17 protein-coding genes and 1 tRNA gene are annotated in these 17,747 nt (G+C 62.5%); 15 read left to right on the top strand and 3 right to left on the bottom strand.

All coding sequences use genetic code 11. The features are described 5' to 3' along the window. Nucleotides 1-8 precede the first annotated feature (8 nt). Entirely contained in the window at nucleotides 9-1,547 is a 1,539-nt protein-coding gene (locus tag AC1DWA_RS14955; RefSeq protein ID WP_020969261.1) for an SDR family oxidoreductase, read from the top strand. Nucleotides 1,548-1,935: 388 nt separating this feature from the next. Here AC1DWA_RS14955 and AC1DWA_RS14950 read toward each other — a convergent pair whose 3' ends face one another. The 3 genes from AC1DWA_RS14950 to AC1DWA_RS14940 all read right to left on the bottom strand — a co-directional run bounded on the left by AC1DWA_RS14950 (nucleotide 1,936) and on the right by AC1DWA_RS14940 (nucleotide 5,225). Continuing rightward, nucleotides 1,936-2,916, bottom strand: a complete 981-nt coding sequence (locus AC1DWA_RS14950) for an alkaline phosphatase family protein (RefSeq protein ID WP_069145916.1) — start codon at nucleotides 2,914-2,916, stop codon at nucleotides 1,936-1,938. Nucleotides 2,917-3,017: 101 nt separating this feature from the next. Then, nucleotides 3,018-4,301, bottom strand: coding sequence for an HNH endonuclease signature motif containing protein (locus AC1DWA_RS14945; RefSeq protein WP_477846050.1), 1,284 nt, complete (start codon nucleotides 4,299-4,301; stop codon nucleotides 3,018-3,020). Between the two features lie 108 nt (nucleotides 4,302-4,409). Further along, nucleotides 4,410-5,225 carry a GNAT family N-acetyltransferase gene (locus AC1DWA_RS14940; protein WP_019747857.1) on the bottom strand — a complete coding sequence of 272 codons (816 nt, stop codon included), beginning with the start codon at nucleotides 5,223-5,225 and terminating at the stop codon, nucleotides 4,410-4,412. 53 nt (nucleotides 5,226-5,278) lie between these two features. On the opposite strand from AC1DWA_RS14940, the gene AC1DWA_RS14935 reads away from it, so the two are divergent. The 14 genes from AC1DWA_RS14935 to AC1DWA_RS14870 all read left to right on the top strand — a co-directional run bounded on the left by AC1DWA_RS14935 (nucleotide 5,279) and on the right by AC1DWA_RS14870 (nucleotide 17,742). Next, nucleotides 5,279-5,911 (top strand): alpha/beta hydrolase, encoded by a 633-nt coding sequence (locus tag AC1DWA_RS14935; RefSeq protein ID WP_477916774.1) that lies wholly within the window; start codon nucleotides 5,279-5,281, stop codon nucleotides 5,909-5,911. Then, nucleotides 5,908-7,188, top strand: a complete 1,281-nt coding sequence (locus tag AC1DWA_RS14930) for an NAD(P)/FAD-dependent oxidoreductase (protein ID WP_019747859.1) — start codon at nucleotides 5,908-5,910, stop codon at nucleotides 7,186-7,188. The genes AC1DWA_RS14935 and AC1DWA_RS14930 overlap by 4 nt, the downstream gene beginning before the upstream one ends. Continuing rightward, nucleotides 7,179-7,922 carry a DUF1365 domain-containing protein gene (locus AC1DWA_RS14925; RefSeq protein WP_024487210.1) on the top strand — a complete coding sequence of 248 codons (744 nt, stop codon included), beginning with the start codon at nucleotides 7,179-7,181 and terminating at the stop codon, nucleotides 7,920-7,922. The genes AC1DWA_RS14930 and AC1DWA_RS14925 overlap by 10 nt, the downstream gene beginning before the upstream one ends. Then, nucleotides 7,919-9,208 carry an SAM-dependent methyltransferase gene (locus AC1DWA_RS14920; RefSeq protein ID WP_019747861.1) on the top strand — a complete coding sequence of 430 codons (1,290 nt, stop codon included), beginning with the start codon at nucleotides 7,919-7,921 and terminating at the stop codon, nucleotides 9,206-9,208. The genes AC1DWA_RS14925 and AC1DWA_RS14920 overlap by 4 nt, the downstream gene beginning before the upstream one ends. Beyond that, nucleotides 9,205-10,521, top strand: a complete 1,317-nt coding sequence (locus AC1DWA_RS14915) for a class I SAM-dependent methyltransferase (RefSeq protein WP_477846049.1) — start codon at nucleotides 9,205-9,207, stop codon at nucleotides 10,519-10,521. Before AC1DWA_RS14920 ends, AC1DWA_RS14915 begins: the two co-directional genes overlap by 4 nt. Continuing rightward, nucleotides 10,518-11,321: a DUF1295 domain-containing protein gene (locus tag AC1DWA_RS14910; protein WP_046379875.1), complete on the top strand. Its 804-nt coding sequence runs from the start codon at nucleotides 10,518-10,520 to the stop codon at nucleotides 11,319-11,321. The genes AC1DWA_RS14915 and AC1DWA_RS14910 overlap by 4 nt, the downstream gene beginning before the upstream one ends. Before the next feature lie 23 nt (nucleotides 11,322-11,344). After that, entirely contained in the window at nucleotides 11,345-11,722 is a 378-nt protein-coding gene (locus tag AC1DWA_RS14905) for a fluoride efflux transporter FluC (RefSeq protein WP_019747864.1), read from the top strand. Next, on the top strand, nucleotides 11,719-12,063 hold the full coding sequence (gene crcB, locus AC1DWA_RS14900) for a fluoride efflux transporter CrcB (RefSeq protein ID WP_019747865.1): 345 nt from the start codon (nucleotides 11,719-11,721) through the stop codon (nucleotides 12,061-12,063). The genes AC1DWA_RS14905 and crcB overlap by 4 nt, the downstream gene beginning before the upstream one ends. A 97-nt stretch (nucleotides 12,064-12,160) precedes the next feature. Beyond that, on the top strand, nucleotides 12,161-13,798 hold the full coding sequence (gene pgm / locus AC1DWA_RS14895) for a phosphoglucomutase (alpha-D-glucose-1,6-bisphosphate-dependent) (RefSeq protein WP_046378364.1): 1,638 nt from the start codon (nucleotides 12,161-12,163) through the stop codon (nucleotides 13,796-13,798). Nucleotides 13,799-13,840: 42 nt separating this feature from the next. After that, on the top strand, nucleotides 13,841-15,094 hold the full coding sequence (locus tag AC1DWA_RS14890) for an MFS transporter (protein ID WP_029255079.1): 1,254 nt from the start codon (nucleotides 13,841-13,843) through the stop codon (nucleotides 15,092-15,094). Nucleotides 15,095-15,119: 25 nt separating this feature from the next. After that, nucleotides 15,120-15,608: a MauE/DoxX family redox-associated membrane protein gene (locus AC1DWA_RS14885; RefSeq protein ID WP_019747868.1), complete on the top strand. Its 489-nt coding sequence runs from the start codon at nucleotides 15,120-15,122 to the stop codon at nucleotides 15,606-15,608. A 42-nt stretch (nucleotides 15,609-15,650) separates the two neighbouring features. Next, on the top strand, nucleotides 15,651-16,409 hold the full coding sequence (locus AC1DWA_RS14880) for a DsbA family protein (protein WP_477916772.1): 759 nt from the start codon (nucleotides 15,651-15,653) through the stop codon (nucleotides 16,407-16,409). A 4-nt stretch (nucleotides 16,410-16,413) separates the two neighbouring features. Further along, nucleotides 16,414-16,486: transfer RNA gene (locus AC1DWA_RS14875), tRNA-Ala, on the top strand. A gap of 254 nt (nucleotides 16,487-16,740) precedes the next feature. Next, entirely contained in the window at nucleotides 16,741-17,742 is a 1,002-nt protein-coding gene (locus AC1DWA_RS14870) for an NAD(P)/FAD-dependent oxidoreductase (protein ID WP_244891379.1), read from the top strand. Nucleotides 17,743-17,747 lie beyond the last annotated feature (5 nt).

The following is a 17,747-nucleotide window of genomic DNA, read 5'->3' as shown; positions in this document are numbered from 1 at the left end:
GTGGGGTGATGGACGCAGTGAGAGTGTTGATCACGGGTGCGACCGGATACATCGGCGGACGTCTTGCCCCTCGTCTGGTCGAAGAGGGCCATCGCGTTCGAGTGGTGGTGCGCAGCCCGGAGAAACTGCGAGATGTGCCCTGGCATGATTCGGTGGAGATCAAGCGTGGGGATCTGACCGACAGTGCCTCCCTCTCAGGTGTTTTCGACGATATCGACGTGGTCTACTACCTCGTTCACGCCATGGGCGGTGGAGGGTCGTTCTCGGATATCGACAAGCGAAGCGCGGAGAACGTCGCCGCCGCTGCTCGCGATGCGGGGGTGCGCCGGATCGTCTACCTGGGCGGGCTTCATCCGTCCGACCGAGAGTTGTCGACTCACTTGCAGTCTCGGCTCGAAGTCGGTCGGATCCTCCTCGACTCCGAGGTTCCGACAGTTGTATTTCAAGCTGGGGTGGTGATCGGATCGGGTTCGGCGTCCTTCGAAATGGTGCGCCACTTGACCAATCGGCTTCCGGTGATGACCACACCCAAGTGGGTGCACAACAACATTCAGCCGATCGCGGTGCGTGACGTACTCCACTATTTGATCGCAGCCGCGGCGACAACGCCGGAGGTCAACCGCGCCTTCGACATCGGTGGGCCAGATGTCATGCAGTACGGCGAGATGATGAACACCTACGCCGACGTCGCAGGATTGGTACGCCGACGCATCCTCGTCTTGCCCGTCCTCACCCCGCGTCTGGCAGGTCACTGGGTGGGATTGGTCACGCCGATCCCGCGGGGCTTGGCGATGCCACTGATCGAATCACTGCAGAACGACGCGGTGATGCACAACCACGACATCGACGACTTCATCCCGCCTCCGGCCGGTGGCCTCACACCGTACCGGGAAGCTGTGCGTTTGGCGCTTCGCAAGATCGAGACCGGTGAGGTGGAGACGGCGTGGTCCGGTGCGACGATCGCGGGAGCGCCGTCCGATCCTCTTCCGTCCGACCCGGACTGGGCAGGGGAGGCAGTTTACGTAGACCACCGCGAACGTGACTGTGCTGCGGATCCGAAAACCCTCTGGTCGGTCGTCGAGTCGATCGGCGGCGAGAATGGTTGGTATTCATTCCCTTTGGCGTGGGCCATCCGGGGGTGGATGGACCGCGCGGTCGGCGGGGTCGGACTGCGCCGGGGTAGGCGGGATCCACGTCGGCTCAACACCGGTGAAGCCCTGGACTTCTGGCGGGTCGAAGAAATCGATCGAGGCAAGTTGCTCCGGTTGCGCGCCGAGATGAAGGTCCCGGGCGGAGCATGGTTGGAGTTGCGAGTGTCGGAAGGTCCGGCGGGTGCGGATGGACGGCCGGTGGGTTCGCATCTCGATCAGCGTGCGGTCTTCTTCCCTCGCGGGCTCGCCGGCCGGGCGTACTGGTACTCGATCCTGCCTTTCCACGGAGTTGTCTTCCAGGGGATGATCACCAACATCACCGGTGCTGCAGAGCGTGAGACCGCAGCTATCAGGGAATCAGCTGCGGCGAAGGACACGGAAAGTGCCGCCGATTAATTGGTATGACTTCCGAACTTCGGCGCGTTATAGTGAATAGCCCCACGAAAGACGCGGGGCACACACGGGGCTGAACGGTTTCGACTGCGTGTGTTGAGTTAGGGGAAGCGTGTCGGTGCAGGCAAGAGACCACCGTAAGCGTCGCTGCAAACCTATAAGCGCCGATTCCAATCAGCGCGACTACGCTCTCGCTGCCTAAGTAGCGAAGCGTGTCTGTCAGCCCGGGGTTGCCCTCGACCCGGTTCCTGGCATCAGCTAGAGGGCTTTACTGTTCGGCTCGGTCACGGAGTCGAATGGGACATCAAACAGTGACGAGCACACGCTCTCCGGCCCGACCTTTTTGCGGTCTTGCTGCGGCACTCTGCTGAGCGCCCGGGACTTCTTGCGATCAGGAGCCGAAGAATCCCAGGTCGACCGAGCCGACGAAGCCGGGAGCTTCCTTGGCCAGCGGCTTTCCGTCCAGATCGGCAGGCAATGCAACGCCCAGGCTTTGGAGGATGGTCGGCGTGATGTCGGCGATCGTGTACGCGTCGGTGGTCTTGCCGGCCGCGTATCCCGCACCGCGTGCAACGACGAATGTCGTTGCTTCCGCCGGCGTCTGGCCGCCGTGCCCTCCAGCAGGCTTGTGGCCGTGATCCGCAGTGACCAGAACCGTCCACTTCTCACCGGTCTTCGCTGCGCGTTGATCAACGGCATCGACAATCTTGCCCACCTGAGCGTCGACCGAGGCAATGGACTCTTCGTACGCAGCGCCGTTGGTGCCGCCGCTGTGCCCCGCGCCGTCCACCTGATCGAGTTGGGTGAAGATCAGGTCAGGTCCCTTGTCGGTGATGTCGCGGGCGACGGCGTCAGCGGTCGCAGCATCGGTGGCCGCTCCGGAACCTGCATCGGCAGTGGTGACGACAACGTCGGCTTTCGGCGTGCCGCTGGATGCGATGTTGTCGATGCCGCCCCAGGTGGAGATCGACTCGGTGAGCAGAGAGGGCTGTGCTGTTTCCAACCGTGTGAACACGCTCGGGTAGAGGTCGAAGCGGGCGCCTGCGTACGTGTTGTCCTTGACACCGTGCTTGGTGTCCCAGACTCCGGTCAGGATGGTCGACCACGACGGTCCGGAGATGGTGGTGTGGCCGAGGATGGAAGATTCTCCGCTGGTTCCTTCGGCGATCAGCTTCTGGAGACGGGGAGCGTCGGCGGTCTTGATGTGGCTGAGCATGGTGCCGTCAAGGCCGATGACAACTGTCTTCTCGGCGGCCGACGGATTGAGGTCGGACGATCCGGGAATTGCTGCAGCAGTTGCAGTTCCGGCAGCAACAGCGCCGGCGAGGAGGAGTGTGATAGCGGCTGAGGTGCGTGCGATTTTCTTGGTCACGCTCAAGATATTGCGATAGGACTAGACCAATTGCACTACCTGAATGCGAGGGTTGTCCGATTGTTCACGACGGATTCAGATTGGACTAGACCAATGTTTGCTCACGCGGCCCAGCCGTCGAGGATGACGCTGACCGCGTGATCGAGGTGGAGGGGCTCCCCGCTCCACGCCGGCACGATCGCGTCGTCGGGTACGTCTCCGCGCAATAGGTCATCGGCGAACCCCTCTGTTGGCGGTGCTGGGTCGATGACGTCTCCATTGGCGTAGTGGAACTCGAACTTCTGCTCGCCGAGTGCAGAGATCGTGAACTTGCCGTCGTGCAGCGCGCGGTGGCAGGTACCGCAAAGCATGATCAAATTGTCCAAGTCCGTATTGCCGCCGCGTCCCCAGAATTTCACGTGATGTGCGTGCAGGAAGCGGGTCCGTCCGCATCCTGGTGTGCGGCAGCATCCGTCGCGGTAGTTCAATGCCAACATTTGTTTAGCGCTGACGACGCGAGTCCGCCGACCTAGATTCAGAACGCATCCTTCCTTGGTCGTACCCAGGCGAAGCTTGGCGTTGCAGAGCACTTCCTCAGCGGCATTTTGAGGCAATGCGGGTCCGCTCGGCACTCGGACGGTGTTCGCTTCGTGGAAGAACACAACTTCGTTCGCGGCGGCCTTGGTCGTGCGGTCCGTGACTGAGGCGGTGGCGAGCTCTGCCATCGCGACGAGACCTGGCCCGATATTTCCGACCGGGTTCTTTGCGGCCTTCTCGTCGACGGGGCGGACGGCGGCGATTCGGGTGCGTTCACGTTCCGCCACAGCTAACGCTGCGAGGATTCGGGCGCCGTCCTGTGCAGGCAGGCGTCCTTTGATGACAAATTCGCCCGTATCCGGGTCCCAATGCCAGCGGACCTGAAGATGTTCGACCGCTTTGGTTTTGCCGGATTCGTTGTCGGTTGCTTTACGCAGACCTGCGGCGAGACGATCGATCTGGGCTGCGGGCGCCTCACATCCGAACCGAACCATCTGCTTTTCGTTGGAAGGCGTGGTGACCCGGGTGAGGGCGCGAACCTTCGAGTAGGACAGGCGGCCTTGCTCGAAGGCCTTCCGCATCTCGGGCAAAGGTCGGAGCGCTTTGGCGACGCGAACGTATTCACGGCCGGTGTGCAGGCTCATTCCGCACTTCCACGACAACCAGTGGGCGCACGAGTGCAGTCCCGGACCGGTCCATCCGCGGTCTTCGTCGAATTTCGACAGGAGGGCAAGGAATCGAGCCGTGGCCGCGGCGATCTGGCCGGCGAGGGCGCAGATTTCCGAGCCGAGCTGATCCACGTCGTCTCGGTTGGAACCCTGCGTATCTTCATCGATCGGTGGTGCGTTCTCGGTTAATGCTGCGTTCATGGTTGCCCCCCGGCTCGCGTCCGACATCATTTCGAATGTACGTTCGATGATAGATGTGGGTGCCGACACCTTCACGGATACGGGGTGAAAGCGTCCCCGCGGGGACGTCTAACTGCTTCCGATCGAGTACTCGGTGTAGGTGCCGACATCCTTGAAGCCGAGGTTTCGATAGAGCTGTGCGCCGTCGCTGGACGCCTGAAGTACTGCTGTTCGGGCACCTCGCTCGCGGGCGATGTCGAGTGCGACAAGGGTGACCGCCGAGCCGAATCCGCGTCGGCGAGCCGTTTCGAGTGTGACGACGCCATACAGGCCGGCGACGCCGGCGGCAAAGTGGACCTCGGCTCCGGCGACAGGCTGGGAGTTCGCGTACCCCACGACAAACGAACTCCGCGAACGCTCATCGAGGGCGGCATCAGCGGTGTCTTCGAAGAATCCAATTACTGCGGCTGAGGGCGGCGACCAGTTGGCGGCCATCACGGCGGCGTAGTCGGCGAGCTGGGTACGAGTAGTCACCCGATGAACGGAGAGTTCTGGGACAGGCGTCGGATGAGGGACGACGTCAAGGTCCGCCGTCATCGCTCGTTCTTCCTCGGAGCGCACGCAGCCGAGGGCGGACAGGCGAGCCCCGAGGTCAGAGGGATTATCGCGGGGTCCGGTCCACCAGGAGAACGGACGTCCGGTTGCCCGAATCGAGGCGAGGATGTCGATCAGTCGCCGATCTTCGGGCCCGTCGGCAGGTACGGCGAAGCGAGCACGAGCGATGATGTTGAAAGTGTCGTCGGCGAGGCCGCTGTCTGCGACGACAACGTCCGCAGTGACCGTGACCGATGCAGTCGGCAAGTGTTCATGCAGGTGGCAGGCATGGGAAACCAAGTTGGCGTCCATGGCGTCGAGGACGTCACCGACGAGTGCTTCACGATTCACAAAAGAAATTCTACGAACCCCATCCAAATGGTTTTCGGCTCCGAATGCCATGCATGACGCCCAACCGACGGCAACAGCAGGACGGTGACCAGCACCTGGTGGTGCTCGTGCTGCCTGGAGGAAAGGTCTCGAGCCATCGCCCGGCTCGCGCCTGGCATCTGTCCAACCTTCGGATGCGCCCGTTCACCGCTCAGCTTCGCCGCTCCGGTGTGAGAGCGGTGCAGGCTCGCTATCGGGTGCGTGGTTGGAACGGTGCCGAGCGCAGTCCGGTCGCTGACGCTCGAGCCGCACTCGACGCGATAACGAAACGTAATGCACAAGCTCGGGTGATTTTGCTGGGCCACTCGATGGGCGGACGGGTCGCCGCCGAACTGTGTGGCGATCCGGCGGTGGTCGGTGTGGTTGCGCTGGCGCCGTGGTGGCCCGATGGAACGTCGGTGAATCTGCGTTCGGACACACCACTGGWTGTGCTCCACGGCACGGCCGACTCGTGGACCGACTCGGCAGCGTCTCGTCGGAAAGTTGACGAACTGCAGAAGTCGGGTAAGAGCGCTGAATGGATCGGCATCGACGGCGCAGGCCACTTCATGCTCCGTCGGGCGGCGACCTGGCATCGCCTCGTCGCGGATGCAATCGCAGGAATGAGTCGCGGGGTAGCCGCAACAAAGATGGGAGAACGACGATGAGTTCCGACAAGCGCAAGGTGGCCGTCGTCGGTAGTGGTGTCGCAGGTCTGACAGCGGCGTGGGTGCTCAGTAAGGACAGTGACGTCACCCTCTACGAAGCGGATTCACGGCTCGGCGGGCACGCGGACACCCATTCGGTCACCGACCCGGAAGGGCGAAGCCTCGCCATCGACACGGGGTTCATCGTCCACAACGATCGCACCTATCCGACATTGTTGCGATTGTTCGCAGAACTCGATGTGCCTACGCAGGAATCCGATATGAGTATGTCGGTCAGGTGTGGGGGTTGCGGGCTCGAGTACTCGGGGGGCCAAGGGTTGCGCGGCGTTCTCCCGACGCCGGGGCTCCTTGTCAACGGCAGCTTTCTGTCCATGTTGATGGAGGTCAAGCGCTTCCATCGCCGTGCCCGCGCCCTGCTCGACAACACGGATCCGTCGGCACCCGACCAGACACTGGGAGTGTTTCTGCGCAGCGGCCGGTTCTCCGACTACTTCACCGCTCACTTCATGACTCCGCTCGTGTCGGCAGTCTGGTCGTGTGATCCCGGCTCGGCGCTGAAGTATCCCGCGCGGTACCTGTTCTCGTTCCTCGATCACCACGGAATGCTGAGCGTCACTGGATCGCCGACCTGGCGAACAGTCACCGGTGGATCGGGCGAATACGTTCGTCTCGTCGCCAAAAGTATCGGGGATATCCGCCTGAACACGCCAGTTCGCGCCGTCCACCGGTTCGACGATCGCGTCGACATTCGTGACGGCGACGACCAGATCCAGACCTTCGACGCAGTTGTGGTCGCAACGCATCCGCAGCAAGCACTGAAGATTTTGGCGGATCCGACGCCTGCCGAATCCCAGGTCCTCGGCGCAATGCCGTACTCCGTCAACCACACCCAACTTCACACCGACGAAAATGTGCTGCCCGGCAACACCAATGCGCGCGCGTCGTGGAACTACTACATCCCTGAATGCAACGCGAAGCCGGATCACGTTCTGGTCAGCTACGACATGACGAGGTTGCAGCGGCTGCCGGAGACCGGTCGGCGCTACCTGGTGACGTTGGGGGGAGACGAAATGGTGTCCCCGGACTCGGTGATCGATCAGATGACCTACGAGCATCCGCAGTACACACCCACCTCCGTCGCCGCTCAAGCGCGGCTTCCCGAGTTGGACTCGGACGTGCTCGCGTTTGCCGGTGCGTACCACGGATGGGGTTTCCACGAGGACGGTGCACTGTCTGGCCTGCGTGCCGCCGAACGCGTCGGAGGTCGGTGGCCGTGACTGCACCCATCACGCCGTCCATCGTTCATACGAGCATCCGACACGTACGAACGGAGCCGTTGCACAACGAGTTCGAGTACCGAAGCTACAGCTGGCTCGTCGACGTCGACGATCTGCCCGAGCTCCCGAAGGCACTGCGATCCTTGGCGAAGTTCGACGCCGGAGATCACCTCGGCGACCCCACCCGATCGATTCGTGCCAACGTCGAGTCTTTTCTGGCAACTAACGGATTGGAGTTCGCCGGCGGCCGCATCCTCATGCTTGCGAACGCACGTGTTCTCGGGCATGTGTTCAACCCACTGAGTGTGTTCTGGTGTCTGAACGACGACGGCAGTCAGCGGTGCGTCGTTGCCGAGGTTCACAACACCTACGGCGAGCGGCATTGCTACCTGCTCGAAACCGACGAACGCGGCGGGGCTCGCACGTCCAAAGAGTTCTACGTGTCTCCGTTCAACGATCTGGACGGCGAGTACCGGATGCGATTACCGCTACCCGACACCGCGCTCGCGCTCTCGATAGTTCTGGCCCGTGACGGCAAGGCGCCATTCGTAGCCACGGTGTCCGGTCGTTGTGTGCCGGCGACGACGCGCGAGATCGTCCGCAGTGCGCTCTCCATCCCGCTGGCTCCGCTCCGAGTCGCCGCGCAGATCAGATTTCAAGGAATCCGGCTGTGGGCCAGGCGCTTACCTATCGTTCCCCGACCGCAACATCACCCGCAGGAGGCAGTGCAATGACCACGACCACTCTCGGCACCGAACCTTCCGCTCACACGATCGAATCCGAGCGGTGGCCGGGCGTTGCCACGGTGCCCAGCGGTTTCAAAGTGAGGGTTGCGTCGCCGGTTGCCCGCGCTCTGTTCCACAAGGCGGTCGCGCGCTTGCCGCTGCGCGTTCAGATGCCCAACGGTGAGTTCTCCGGTGGAGGTAGTCCGGATTCGCCGTTGATGGTCATCCACCGTCCAGACGACTTCGCTGCTCGTGTGGGCGACAGTGGGTTGATCGGATTCGGCGAGTCGTACATGGCGGGCGATTGGGAAGCCTCCGACCTCACCGCGGTCCTGGAAGTCTTCGCCTCCCGGGTGGCGACGCTGATTCCCGACTTCCTGCAGCGGCTACGAGGCCTCTACATTCCGAAGCAGCCTCGCAGTGAGCGGAATTCGACGCAGAACACGCGCTCGAACATCTCCCGGCACTACGACCTCTCGAACGAGATGTTCGAACTGTTCCTCGACGACACCATGACGTATTCCAGTGCTCTCTTCGAGGATCTGTCGGTGGGAGCTACCCCGTCGTGGGACGCGTTCGCAGCGGCTCAGCATCGGAAGATCGATCGCCTGCTGGACGGTGCGGGTGTCGGTCCCGGTTCGCGAGTACTCGAAATCGGCACAGGCTGGGGAGAATTGGCGATCCGAGCAGCCGAGCGCGGAGCAACGGTGCGCTCAGTGACACTGTCGGTCGAACAGCAGGAATTGGCGGCGAAGCGGATAAGCGCTGCGGGACTGGCCGATCGCGTTCAGGTCGACCTTCTCGACTATCGGCAAGTGCAGGGGGAGTACGACGCCGTCGTGTCGGTCGAGATGATCGAGGCTGTCGGCCACCAGTACTGGGGAAGTTACTTCCAGACGATCGACGCCCTGCTGGCGCCGGGTGGGCGCGCGGCGATCCAAGCCATCACGATGCCGCATGATCGGATGCTCGCGACCCGCAACACCTACACCTGGGTGCACAAGTACATCTTCCCCGGCGGATTTCTCCCGTCGGTGCGGGCGATAGAGGACGTCACCGAACGCATGACAACCCTTCGGGTGCGTGAGCGGATGTCGATGGGCGATCACTACGCGCAGACGTTGCGGCTGTGGGACGAGCGTTTCAGTGCTCGCACCGACGAAGCGTCCGCGCTCGGGTTCGACGCAGTGTTCGCGCGCATGTGGCATTTCTATCTCTGCTACTCCGAGGCGGGGTTTCGCTCGGGATATCTCGACGTCCAGCAAATTGTTCTCGATCGGAGGAATCAGCGATGACCGCCACGATGGATCGAACGGCACAAGGTACCGGCGTTGCGGGCCGTCTCTCGGACATCCTCAGTCCACTTGTCGGCGGCGAACTTCCGGTGAGATTGACTGCCTGGGACGGCAGCACAGCAGGTCCGGAAGATGCTCCGAAAGTGACGCTCTACAGCCCGAATGTGCTGCGACGCTTGCTCTGGAATCCCGGCGAGTTGGGAGCGGCGCAGGCATATGTTCTCGGTGAACTCGACGTCGAAGGCGATCTCGGTGATGCGCTCACACACGTGTGGAAGGTCTCTGCCGAGCGGGGGTTCGGGTCGATCACCCCGACCCCGTCTCTCGTCCTGGCCGCGGTCAAGGCTGCGCGATCCTTCGGTGCTTTCGGGAGACCTTTGGCTCCACCGTCGTCGCAGGCTCAGGTGAAGGGCCGCTTGCACAGTCTCGCCCGCGACCGCGAAGCGATCGGGCACCACTACGATTTGTCGAACGATTTCTACCAACTGATCCTCGATCAGAACATGGCGTACTCCTCGGGCTATTGGACTTCCGATGCGCCGGAATACACGCTCGAAGACTCACAGACAGACAAGCTGGATCTGGTGTGCCGCAAGGTCGGTCTCGATCGGGCGCGAGGCCTACGGTTCCTCGATGTCGGCTGTGGTTGGGGCTCGCTGAGCCTGCATGCAGCGCGTGAGTACGGCGCTCGGGTTGTCGGCATCACGATCTCGGCGGAGCAGAAGGCTTTTGTCGACGCGAAGATCCGCGCACTCGGTTTGGAAGACTGGGTCGAGATCCGGCTCCAAGATTATCGTGAGATTCCAGACGGTCCCTTCGATGCGGTCGCGTCGATCGAGATGGGTGAGCACGTCGGTGAGGACAACTATCCGACATACGTGAAAGCGCTCCACGACAACGTTATTGCCGGTGGCCGTGTGCTGATTCAGCAGATGTCACGCACCGGTGCGCACCCCGGGGGAGGTCCGTTCATCGAGTCGTTCATCGCGCCGGACATGTACATGCGGCCGGTCGGTCGCACTGTTGCGATGATCGAGGAGGGTGGACTCGAAGTCCGGGACGTGCACGCCCTGCGTGAGCACTACGTGCGGACCGTCGACGCGTGGATCGAGACCTTCGAATCGAACTGGGATCGCGTCGTGGATCTCGTGGGTGTCGAAGTCGCTCGGGTGTGGCGTCTCTACCTCGTCGGCGGAGGAATGGCATTTCGGGACGGCAGGATGGGCGTCGATCAGATTCTGTCGGTCCGGCCGCACGGTGATGGTCGATCGGATATGGAATCGGTCCGGCCGCAGTGGGTGTCGCGGCGATGAACGGATTCGACTGGGGCGCATTCGGAGTGGTCACGCTCACGAGCCTGTTGGCGATCGCCGTCGGAATGGCAGTGACAGCCACCATCGGTGTACGGATCGGGCGGCACAATGTTGTCGACGTGTCGTGGGGCGCCGGCTTCGTTCTGATCGCGCTCGTGTCCGCGGTAGTTGGAACCGGCGACCTCTGGCGCCGGTTGCTGATGCTTGCGCTGGTGGCGATCTGGGGTCTGCGGTTGGCGACGCACATGGCGATCAGATCCCGCGGCAAGGGTGAAGACCCGCGGTACGAAGAAATGCTCGGACGAGCGACGGGTAATCGAACGCTGTATGCGATCCGCAAGATTTATCTCACGCAGGGGATTTCGTTGTGGTTCGTCTCCCTGCCTATCCAGGTCGCAGCAGTATCGAACGGTAGCTTCGGGCTTCTTGTTGTGCTCGGAATCGTGCTGTGGATTGTCGGCGTCACGTTCGAGACGGTCGGCGACCGGCAGATGGAGGAATTCAAATCCGATCCGGGTAGCCGTGGCCACATCATGGATCAAGGCTTGTGGGCGTGGACGCGGCATCCCAACTATTTCGGCGACGCATGCGTCTGGTGGGGGATCTTCCTCGTCTCGGCGTCCGTGTGGCCGGGAGTGGTGACTGTCCTCTCGCCGATCGCCATGACGTACTTCCTGGTCTTCGCCACCGGTGCGCGGTTGCTCGAGCGACATATGGAACAGCGTCCGGGTTATCGCGAGTATCAGCAGCGGACAAGTTACTTCATTCCGCGCCCGCCGAAAGCCCGATCCGGGACGTAGGCTCTTTCGGGTGAGGCGAGAGCATGGGTGATCTGAAGCTGCCGGGTGCGGTGGGAGCGGTTGCCGTCGGCGGAGCACTGGGGGCACTGAGTCGATACGGGCTGGGGGAGCTCTTTCCCCACATCTGGACGACGCTGGTCATCAACGTCGTCGGCTCGTTCGTTCTCGGTGTTCTCGCGGCCCTGCTCGTCCACAACAAGGTTGGGTACCTCTTTCTCGGCACCGGGTTCTGTGGCGGCTTCACCACTTTCTCGTCCTTCGCGGTTCACGCCGTGACGGAGAGTCCGTGGCGATCGATTCTCTATGTACTCGGGACACTGATTCCCGCGATCCTCGCCGCTGCACTGGGCAAAGGGCTCGGTGAACGCTGGATCCGCGCGCGGGACGGAGCGTCGGCATGACAGTTCTCCTGGTGGCACTCGGCGGCGGCGCTGGTGCGAGTGGCCGGTACCTGTTGGCGCGGTATGTGCCCGCGTACAAGGGATTCCCGGCTGCGACGTTCGCCGCCAACGTGATCGGCTGCTTCCTCCTTGGATTGTTCACCGGGGCAGCTCTTTCCACCGAGATGGCTGCACTTCTGGCGACCGGATTCTGCGGTGGCTTGTCCACCTACTCGACCTTTGCGAACGAAAATGTCGGGATGGTCGAGAGGCGCCAGACGGCCCTCTCGCTGATCTACATCGTCGTCAGTTTGATCGTCGGACTGTCCGCTGCGTGGTTGGGAATCCAGATCACGGATTGACCGATCCGGCGTCGAGCGTGCACGCCACGCGGCCAGGGTAGACAATTGTCCACAGTCGCGTCGACACAGTGGTCGACCACCGGGCCGAGGGGGATTCGTGGCGCACGAACGAGCAGGACAAGTGGCTCTGCCAGAGGATCTGATCGACGTTCCTCATCTGGTCACCGCGTATTACACGCGCATCCCGGATCCCGAGAACCCGATGCAGCAGGTACTTTTCGGCACTTCGGGACATCGCGGTTCCAGTCTCGACGCGGCGTTCAACGAAGCTCACATCCTGGCGACAACCCAGGCGATTGTCGAGTACCGTGCTTCGCAGGGCATCGACGGACCACTGTTCATCGGCCGCGATACACATGCGCTCTCGGAGCCTGCCTGGCTGTCGGCCTTGGAGGTCCTGGTCGCCAACGACGTCGTCGTCCTCGTCGATTCACGTGATGCCTACACGCCCACCCCGGCGGTCAGTCACGCGATCTTGCGGTACAACTCGACGGGACCGGAGGCAAAGGCCGACGGCATCGTCGTGACGCCTTCACACAATCCGCCGCGTGACGGCGGCTTCAAATACAACCCGCCACACGGCGGACCCGCGGATACGGATGCGACGTCGGTTATCGCCGATCGAGCGAACGAGCTACTGCGCAAGGGGCTTTCCGGGGTACGGCGTGTCACGGCGGCGCAGGCACTGGACCGCGTTGAACGCTACGACTTCCTCCGGTACTACGTCGAAGACCTCCCCTCTGTCCTCAACCTCGATGCAATCCGCGATGCCGGAATCAGGATCGGTGCAGACCCCCTCGGCGGGGCAAGCGTCGATTACTGGGGCGCGATTGCCGAAACTCACCGACTCGACCTCGAAGTGGTGAATCCTCTCGTCGATCCGACCTGGCGATTCATGACGCTCGACACTGACGGCAAGATCCGCATGGACTGCTCGTCGCCCGACGCGATGGCGTCGCTGATCGGAATTCGGGATCGCTACGACATCGCGACCGGAAACGATGCAGACTCCGACCGCCATGGCATCGTCACGCCCGACGGCGGTTTGATGAACCCGAATCACTATCTCGCCGTTGCCATCGAGTATCTCTTCGCGAACCGGCCAGGGTGGCGCGCAGACACCAAGGTGGGCAAGACACTCGTGAGTTCCTCGATGATCGACCGCGTGGTCAGCAGTGTGGGCCGCGAATTGCTCGAGGTTCCAGTCGGTTTCAAGTGGTTCGTTCCCGGTCTGCTCGACGGGTCCGTGGGATTCGGCGGCGAGGAAAGCGCCGGTGCATCCTTCCTCCGCCACGACGGTTCGGTCTGGACGACGGACAAGGACGGCATCATCCTTGCGTTGCTCGCGTCGGAAATCACCGCAGTGACGGGAAAGTCTCCGTCTGCGCATTACGACGCGTTGGCCGAGAAGTTCGGGAGCCCGGCGTACGCGCGGATCGATGCGCCCGCGACACGCGCACAGAAGGCGGTCTTGGCGAAACTGTCTCCCGATCAGGTGAGTGCGACCGAACTGGCGGGTGAACCGATCACGGCGACACTGACCGCGGCGCCCGGAAACGGCGCGGCGATCGGTGGTCTCAAGGTGACGACAGAGAACGCGTGGTTTGCAGCGAGGCCGTCCGGCACGGAGGACGTGTACAAGATTTATGCCGAGTCGATGAAGGGCGCCGATCATCTGGCTCAGGTTCAGGCAGCGGCCAAGGACTTGGTGTCCGGCGTCTTGAAGGCGAACTAGCTCGCGGACCGATCGTGTCGCCCGGCTAGAATTCCGGGCGACATGAAAACTCGTGCAGCCAAGCTGCCACAGGAAATTTGGGTACTGGTCGCCGCCAGCTTCGTCATCGCCCTCGGATTCGGGTTGGTCGCTCCGGCTCTACCTCAGTTCGCGCGCAGCTTCGACGTATCGGTCACCGCCGCCACGATCGTGATCTCGTCTTTCGCATTCATGCGATTGGTGTTCGCGCCGATGAGCGGCACTTTGGTACAGAAACTCGGTGAGCGTCCGGTCTACATCGTCGGCCTTTTGATCGTCGCGGTCTCGACCGGTGCGTGCGCTTTCGCCGGGGAGTACTGGCAACTTCTGCTGTTCCGGTCGTTGGGCGGTATCGGGTCGACGATGTTCACGGTGTCGGCTCTCGGGCTGATCATTCGCATGTCACCGCCGGACAGTCGCGGCCGCGTCTCGGGGCTGTACGCGACAAGCTTTCTCATGGGATCGATCGGCGGCCCGCTGGTCGGCGGTGCGCTGTTGCAGTTCGGTCTGCGGATGCCGTTCATCATCTACGCAGTTGCGCTGGTGATCGCCGCGCTCGTTGTCTTCGTGAGCCTGCGTGGATCTCACCTGGCGTCACCGGACAAGGCTGTCGATGTGAAGTCGATGACTCTCGCAGAAGGGCTTCAGTCGCCGGTGTACCGGGCAGCGCTCGGATCGAACCTCGCCTTCGGCGGGGTGATCTTCGGAGTTCGCGTTGCCATGGTCCCTCTGTTCGTCGTGGAGTTCCTCGACCGAGACCCGTCGATAGCGGCCTACGCTCTCACGATCTTTGCCGTCGGAAACGCGTTGGTATTGATCGTGTCCGGACGACTCTCGGACCGCTTCGGACGCAAGCCCTTTGTCGTGAGCGGTCTGCTCATCTGCGGTCTGGGAACCATCGCAATGGGATTCACCGACAACCTTGTGGTGTTCTTCGCCATCGCCGCAGTGACTGGTGTCGGCTCCGGGCTCATGAGTCCGGCCCAGCAGGCCGCGGTTGCCGATGTTGTCGGATCGACGGCCCGAGGCGGACCTGTTCTGGCGGTATTCCAGATGATGTCCGACATCGGTGGGGTAGTGGCGCCGATTTGTGCCGGGCTGATCGCCCAGCATGTGTCGTACTCGGCGGCCTTCGCGGTGATGGGAGCCGTAGTAGTCGTGTCGGCGACGGGTTGGTTGTTCGTTCCGTCGCGAACGAAGCCCGTCGAATCCGTCGTCGAAGATCTGACTGATGTGACGGTGCTAACGGATACTCCTGCGCGGACAAACCTGGACTGACCGGGCATTCTGTACTCTCGATCGGGTGGCAATTCGCATCGTGAGTCTTGTGGCCCGATTGGGTTTGGCGGCCGTTTGGCTGATTTCCGGGGGACTCAAGTTCTTTGATCCCGTGCAGACGAAGATCGCGGTGCGCGCCTATCAACTGTTGCCCGAGTCGCTGGTAGGTCCGGTGGCGACGGCTCTTCCCCTGGTCGAAATAGTGCTGGGCCTGCTGATCCTCGTCGGGTTGGCGGTGCGAGTATCCGCTGCGGTCTCGGTGGTCATCCTCACGGTTCTCATTGCGGTGATCATTTCGGTGTGGGCCAGGGGATTGTCCATCGACTGCGGATGTTTCGGCGGCGGAGGTGCAGCCGACGTCGGCGCTTGGGACTATCTGAAGGAGATTCTCCGGGACCTGGGCTTCTTGGCACTTGCCGTCTGGCTGCTCGTGTTCCCGCGTTCGCCGCTCGCATTGGGGCCCGGATCACGCGCGGCGTTCTCAGTGGATACTCAGTCTTCAGTGGCAAGGTAAGCAATCGGTAAATCGTTTCGACGCACGAAGGACTGCATCAGCGTGAGCACCAAGAGCAGCAAGAACAAATACTCGCCGGAACCGGTCTCGAGCCGCTCCACTTACATCATCGGTGGCCTCGCGGTGCTCGTGATCGCGGCCCTCGTCATCGGCGGTGTCTTGTGGACGAACAGCAAGAACAAGCCCCAGAACGACGGCTACGGCTCCGTGCAGAGTTCCGAAGTTGCCGTCACGGTGCAGGACAACGGAGTGGTGCTGCTCGGCAAGCCCTCCGCCGCGACGACCATTGATCTCTTCGAGGATCCGCTGTGCCCGGCCTGCGCTGCCCTCGAGCACCTCAGTGGCCAGGCTCTCGCGGCCGCCGTCGACAACGGTGACGTCGCCGTGCGGTACCACATGCTGAACTTCCTCAACCGGGCGTCGGGCAGCGGTGACTACTCCACACGGGCCGGCGCCGCTCTGCTCTGCGTCGCTCAGGGTGGTGACGCGATCGCGTACTCCGCATTCCACAACAAGCTTTTCGCGACCGACACGCAGCCTGCCGAGGGCGGCAGCAGCGATCACACCAACGACGACCTCGCCCAGATCGCTCGTGATGCGGGCGCATCCGAGGACGTGGCAACCTGCATCTCTTCCGGCACCAACGTCGAAGCCGCCGCGGCTAATGCCGCAGCCGCGACGAGGAGCGGCCGCTTCGCTCTGACCAGGCGATTTGTTGCCCAGGAGTCAAGTGGTGTAACTTTCTTCCAGCAAGCGGAAAGCAGAAAAGCCGCTGCGAGTTCGACTGTTAGAGTGAATTGAATACGGGGCTATGGCGCAGCTGGTAGCGCACCACACTGGCAGTGTGGGGGTCAGGGGTTCGAGTCCCCTTAGCTCCACCCGAACAAATGCTCTGCACCAATCGGTGCAGAGCATTTGTTGTTTTCGAGCCAGTGTTGTCGACCCTGCGTTTTTCGAGTCTCTATTGCATGCAGCACAGTTCTGCCTAGATGTGTCGACCGCCATAACGCCAGGGCGTCAATGTTCAATAACGTCCGCGATGAGGCCTGATCATCCCGTGCATTCTCAGCATGGGGACCGTTGGCGGAACGGAGAATCATGAGTGCACACGTGGTCATAATCGGGGCAGGATATGCGGGCGTCATGGCAGCGAAGCGGCTCCATCAGGGCTGGCTACGACGCGACGGTCTCGTTCGACAGGGCGCTACCGCGTGCGGCACACCGAGTCTTCGGAGAGGTGACGACGATCGAGGCGGCGCTCGGCAGGCTCACCCTCGACGACGGCAGCGTGCTCGACTACGACTACTTGGTCTACGCAGTCGGAAGTAGGCAGTTACCCAGCACGATCGCCGGGGCGGACGAGCACGGGTTCGGCGTCGCCGAATTCGAGGACGCGGTCCGCCTCTCGTCCAGGCTGGCGACTCTCGACGAGAAGGCTGCGGTCTGCGTTGTCGGCGGCGGTCTCACCGGAATCGAGACTGCCGCAGAATTGGCTGAGCATCGAAGCAGCCGAATCACTTTGGTGACCGGAGGAATCGTGGCCCCGGACCTGTCAGAGCGTGCTCGATCGGCAATTCTCAGAACATTGACCGACCTTGGGGTTGATATTGTCACCGAATCCCGGGTGACTCGGATCGACGGTTCGTCCTGCGAGCTAGCGGGAGGTGTACGGGTTGAGGCCGATTGCACGATTCTCGCGACAGAATTCGGTGTCCCCGAGCTGGCGCGCCGAAGTGGCCTCCCGGTCGACGATCTCGGTCGTCTGAAGGTCGACGATCGACTGGAATGCTCGTCCCACCCCAACATCTTTGGTGCGGGCGATGGCGTCGCAGTCGGTGATCTTTCACTGAGGATGAGTTGTCAGGCCGCGATCCCCTTGGGAGTCCATGCGGCCGAAACGATCCTGCATCGACTCGAAGGTTCCGCGCCGCGCCCGGTGACTCCGAAGTTCGCAGGCCGGTGCATCAGTCTCGGGAGGCGGCGAGGTGTGTTCCAGCGGACCACTCGTGTCGACGAGTCAACGGGAGTGGTCATTGCGGGCAGGGCGGGTGCGTTCGTCAAGGAAAGGGTCTGTTCGTCGACGACCGAATGGGCTGTCACTCCACGCCGCTCTCCCTTCTACAGCTGGACGTGAGCCGC

The organism is Rhodococcus sp. P4_F3_2, assembly GCF_056401335.1.
The sequence above is the reverse complement of the archived record's forward strand: the minus strand, read 5'-3'. Positions and strand labels throughout refer to the sequence as shown.

Coding starts and splice junctions, on each gene's coding strand:
- AC1DWA_RS14920 (WP_019747861.1), top strand. CDS start 7,919: ATGACCACGACCACTCTCGGCACCGAACCTTCCGCTCACACGATCGAA.
- AC1DWA_RS14955 (WP_020969261.1), top strand. CDS start 9: ATGGACGCAGTGAGAGTGTTGATCACGGGTGCGACCGGATACATCGGC.
- AC1DWA_RS14930 (WP_019747859.1), top strand. CDS start 5,908: ATGAGTTCCGACAAGCGCAAGGTGGCCGTCGTCGGTAGTGGTGTCGCA.
- AC1DWA_RS14890 (WP_029255079.1), top strand. CDS start 13,841: ATGAAAACTCGTGCAGCCAAGCTGCCACAGGAAATTTGGGTACTGGTC.
- AC1DWA_RS14945 (WP_477846050.1), bottom strand. CDS start 4,301: ATGAACGCAGCATTAACCGAGAACGCACCACCGATCGATGAAGATACG.
- crcB (WP_019747865.1), top strand. CDS start 11,719: ATGACAGTTCTCCTGGTGGCACTCGGCGGCGGCGCTGGTGCGAGTGGC.
- AC1DWA_RS14905 (WP_019747864.1), top strand. CDS start 11,345: ATGGGTGATCTGAAGCTGCCGGGTGCGGTGGGAGCGGTTGCCGTCGGC.
- AC1DWA_RS14870 (WP_244891379.1), top strand. CDS start 16,741: ATGCGGGCGTCATGGCAGCGAAGCGGCTCCATCAGGGCTGGCTACGAC.
- AC1DWA_RS14915 (WP_477846049.1), top strand. CDS start 9,205: ATGACCGCCACGATGGATCGAACGGCACAAGGTACCGGCGTTGCGGGC.
- AC1DWA_RS14910 (WP_046379875.1), top strand. CDS start 10,518: ATGAACGGATTCGACTGGGGCGCATTCGGAGTGGTCACGCTCACGAGC.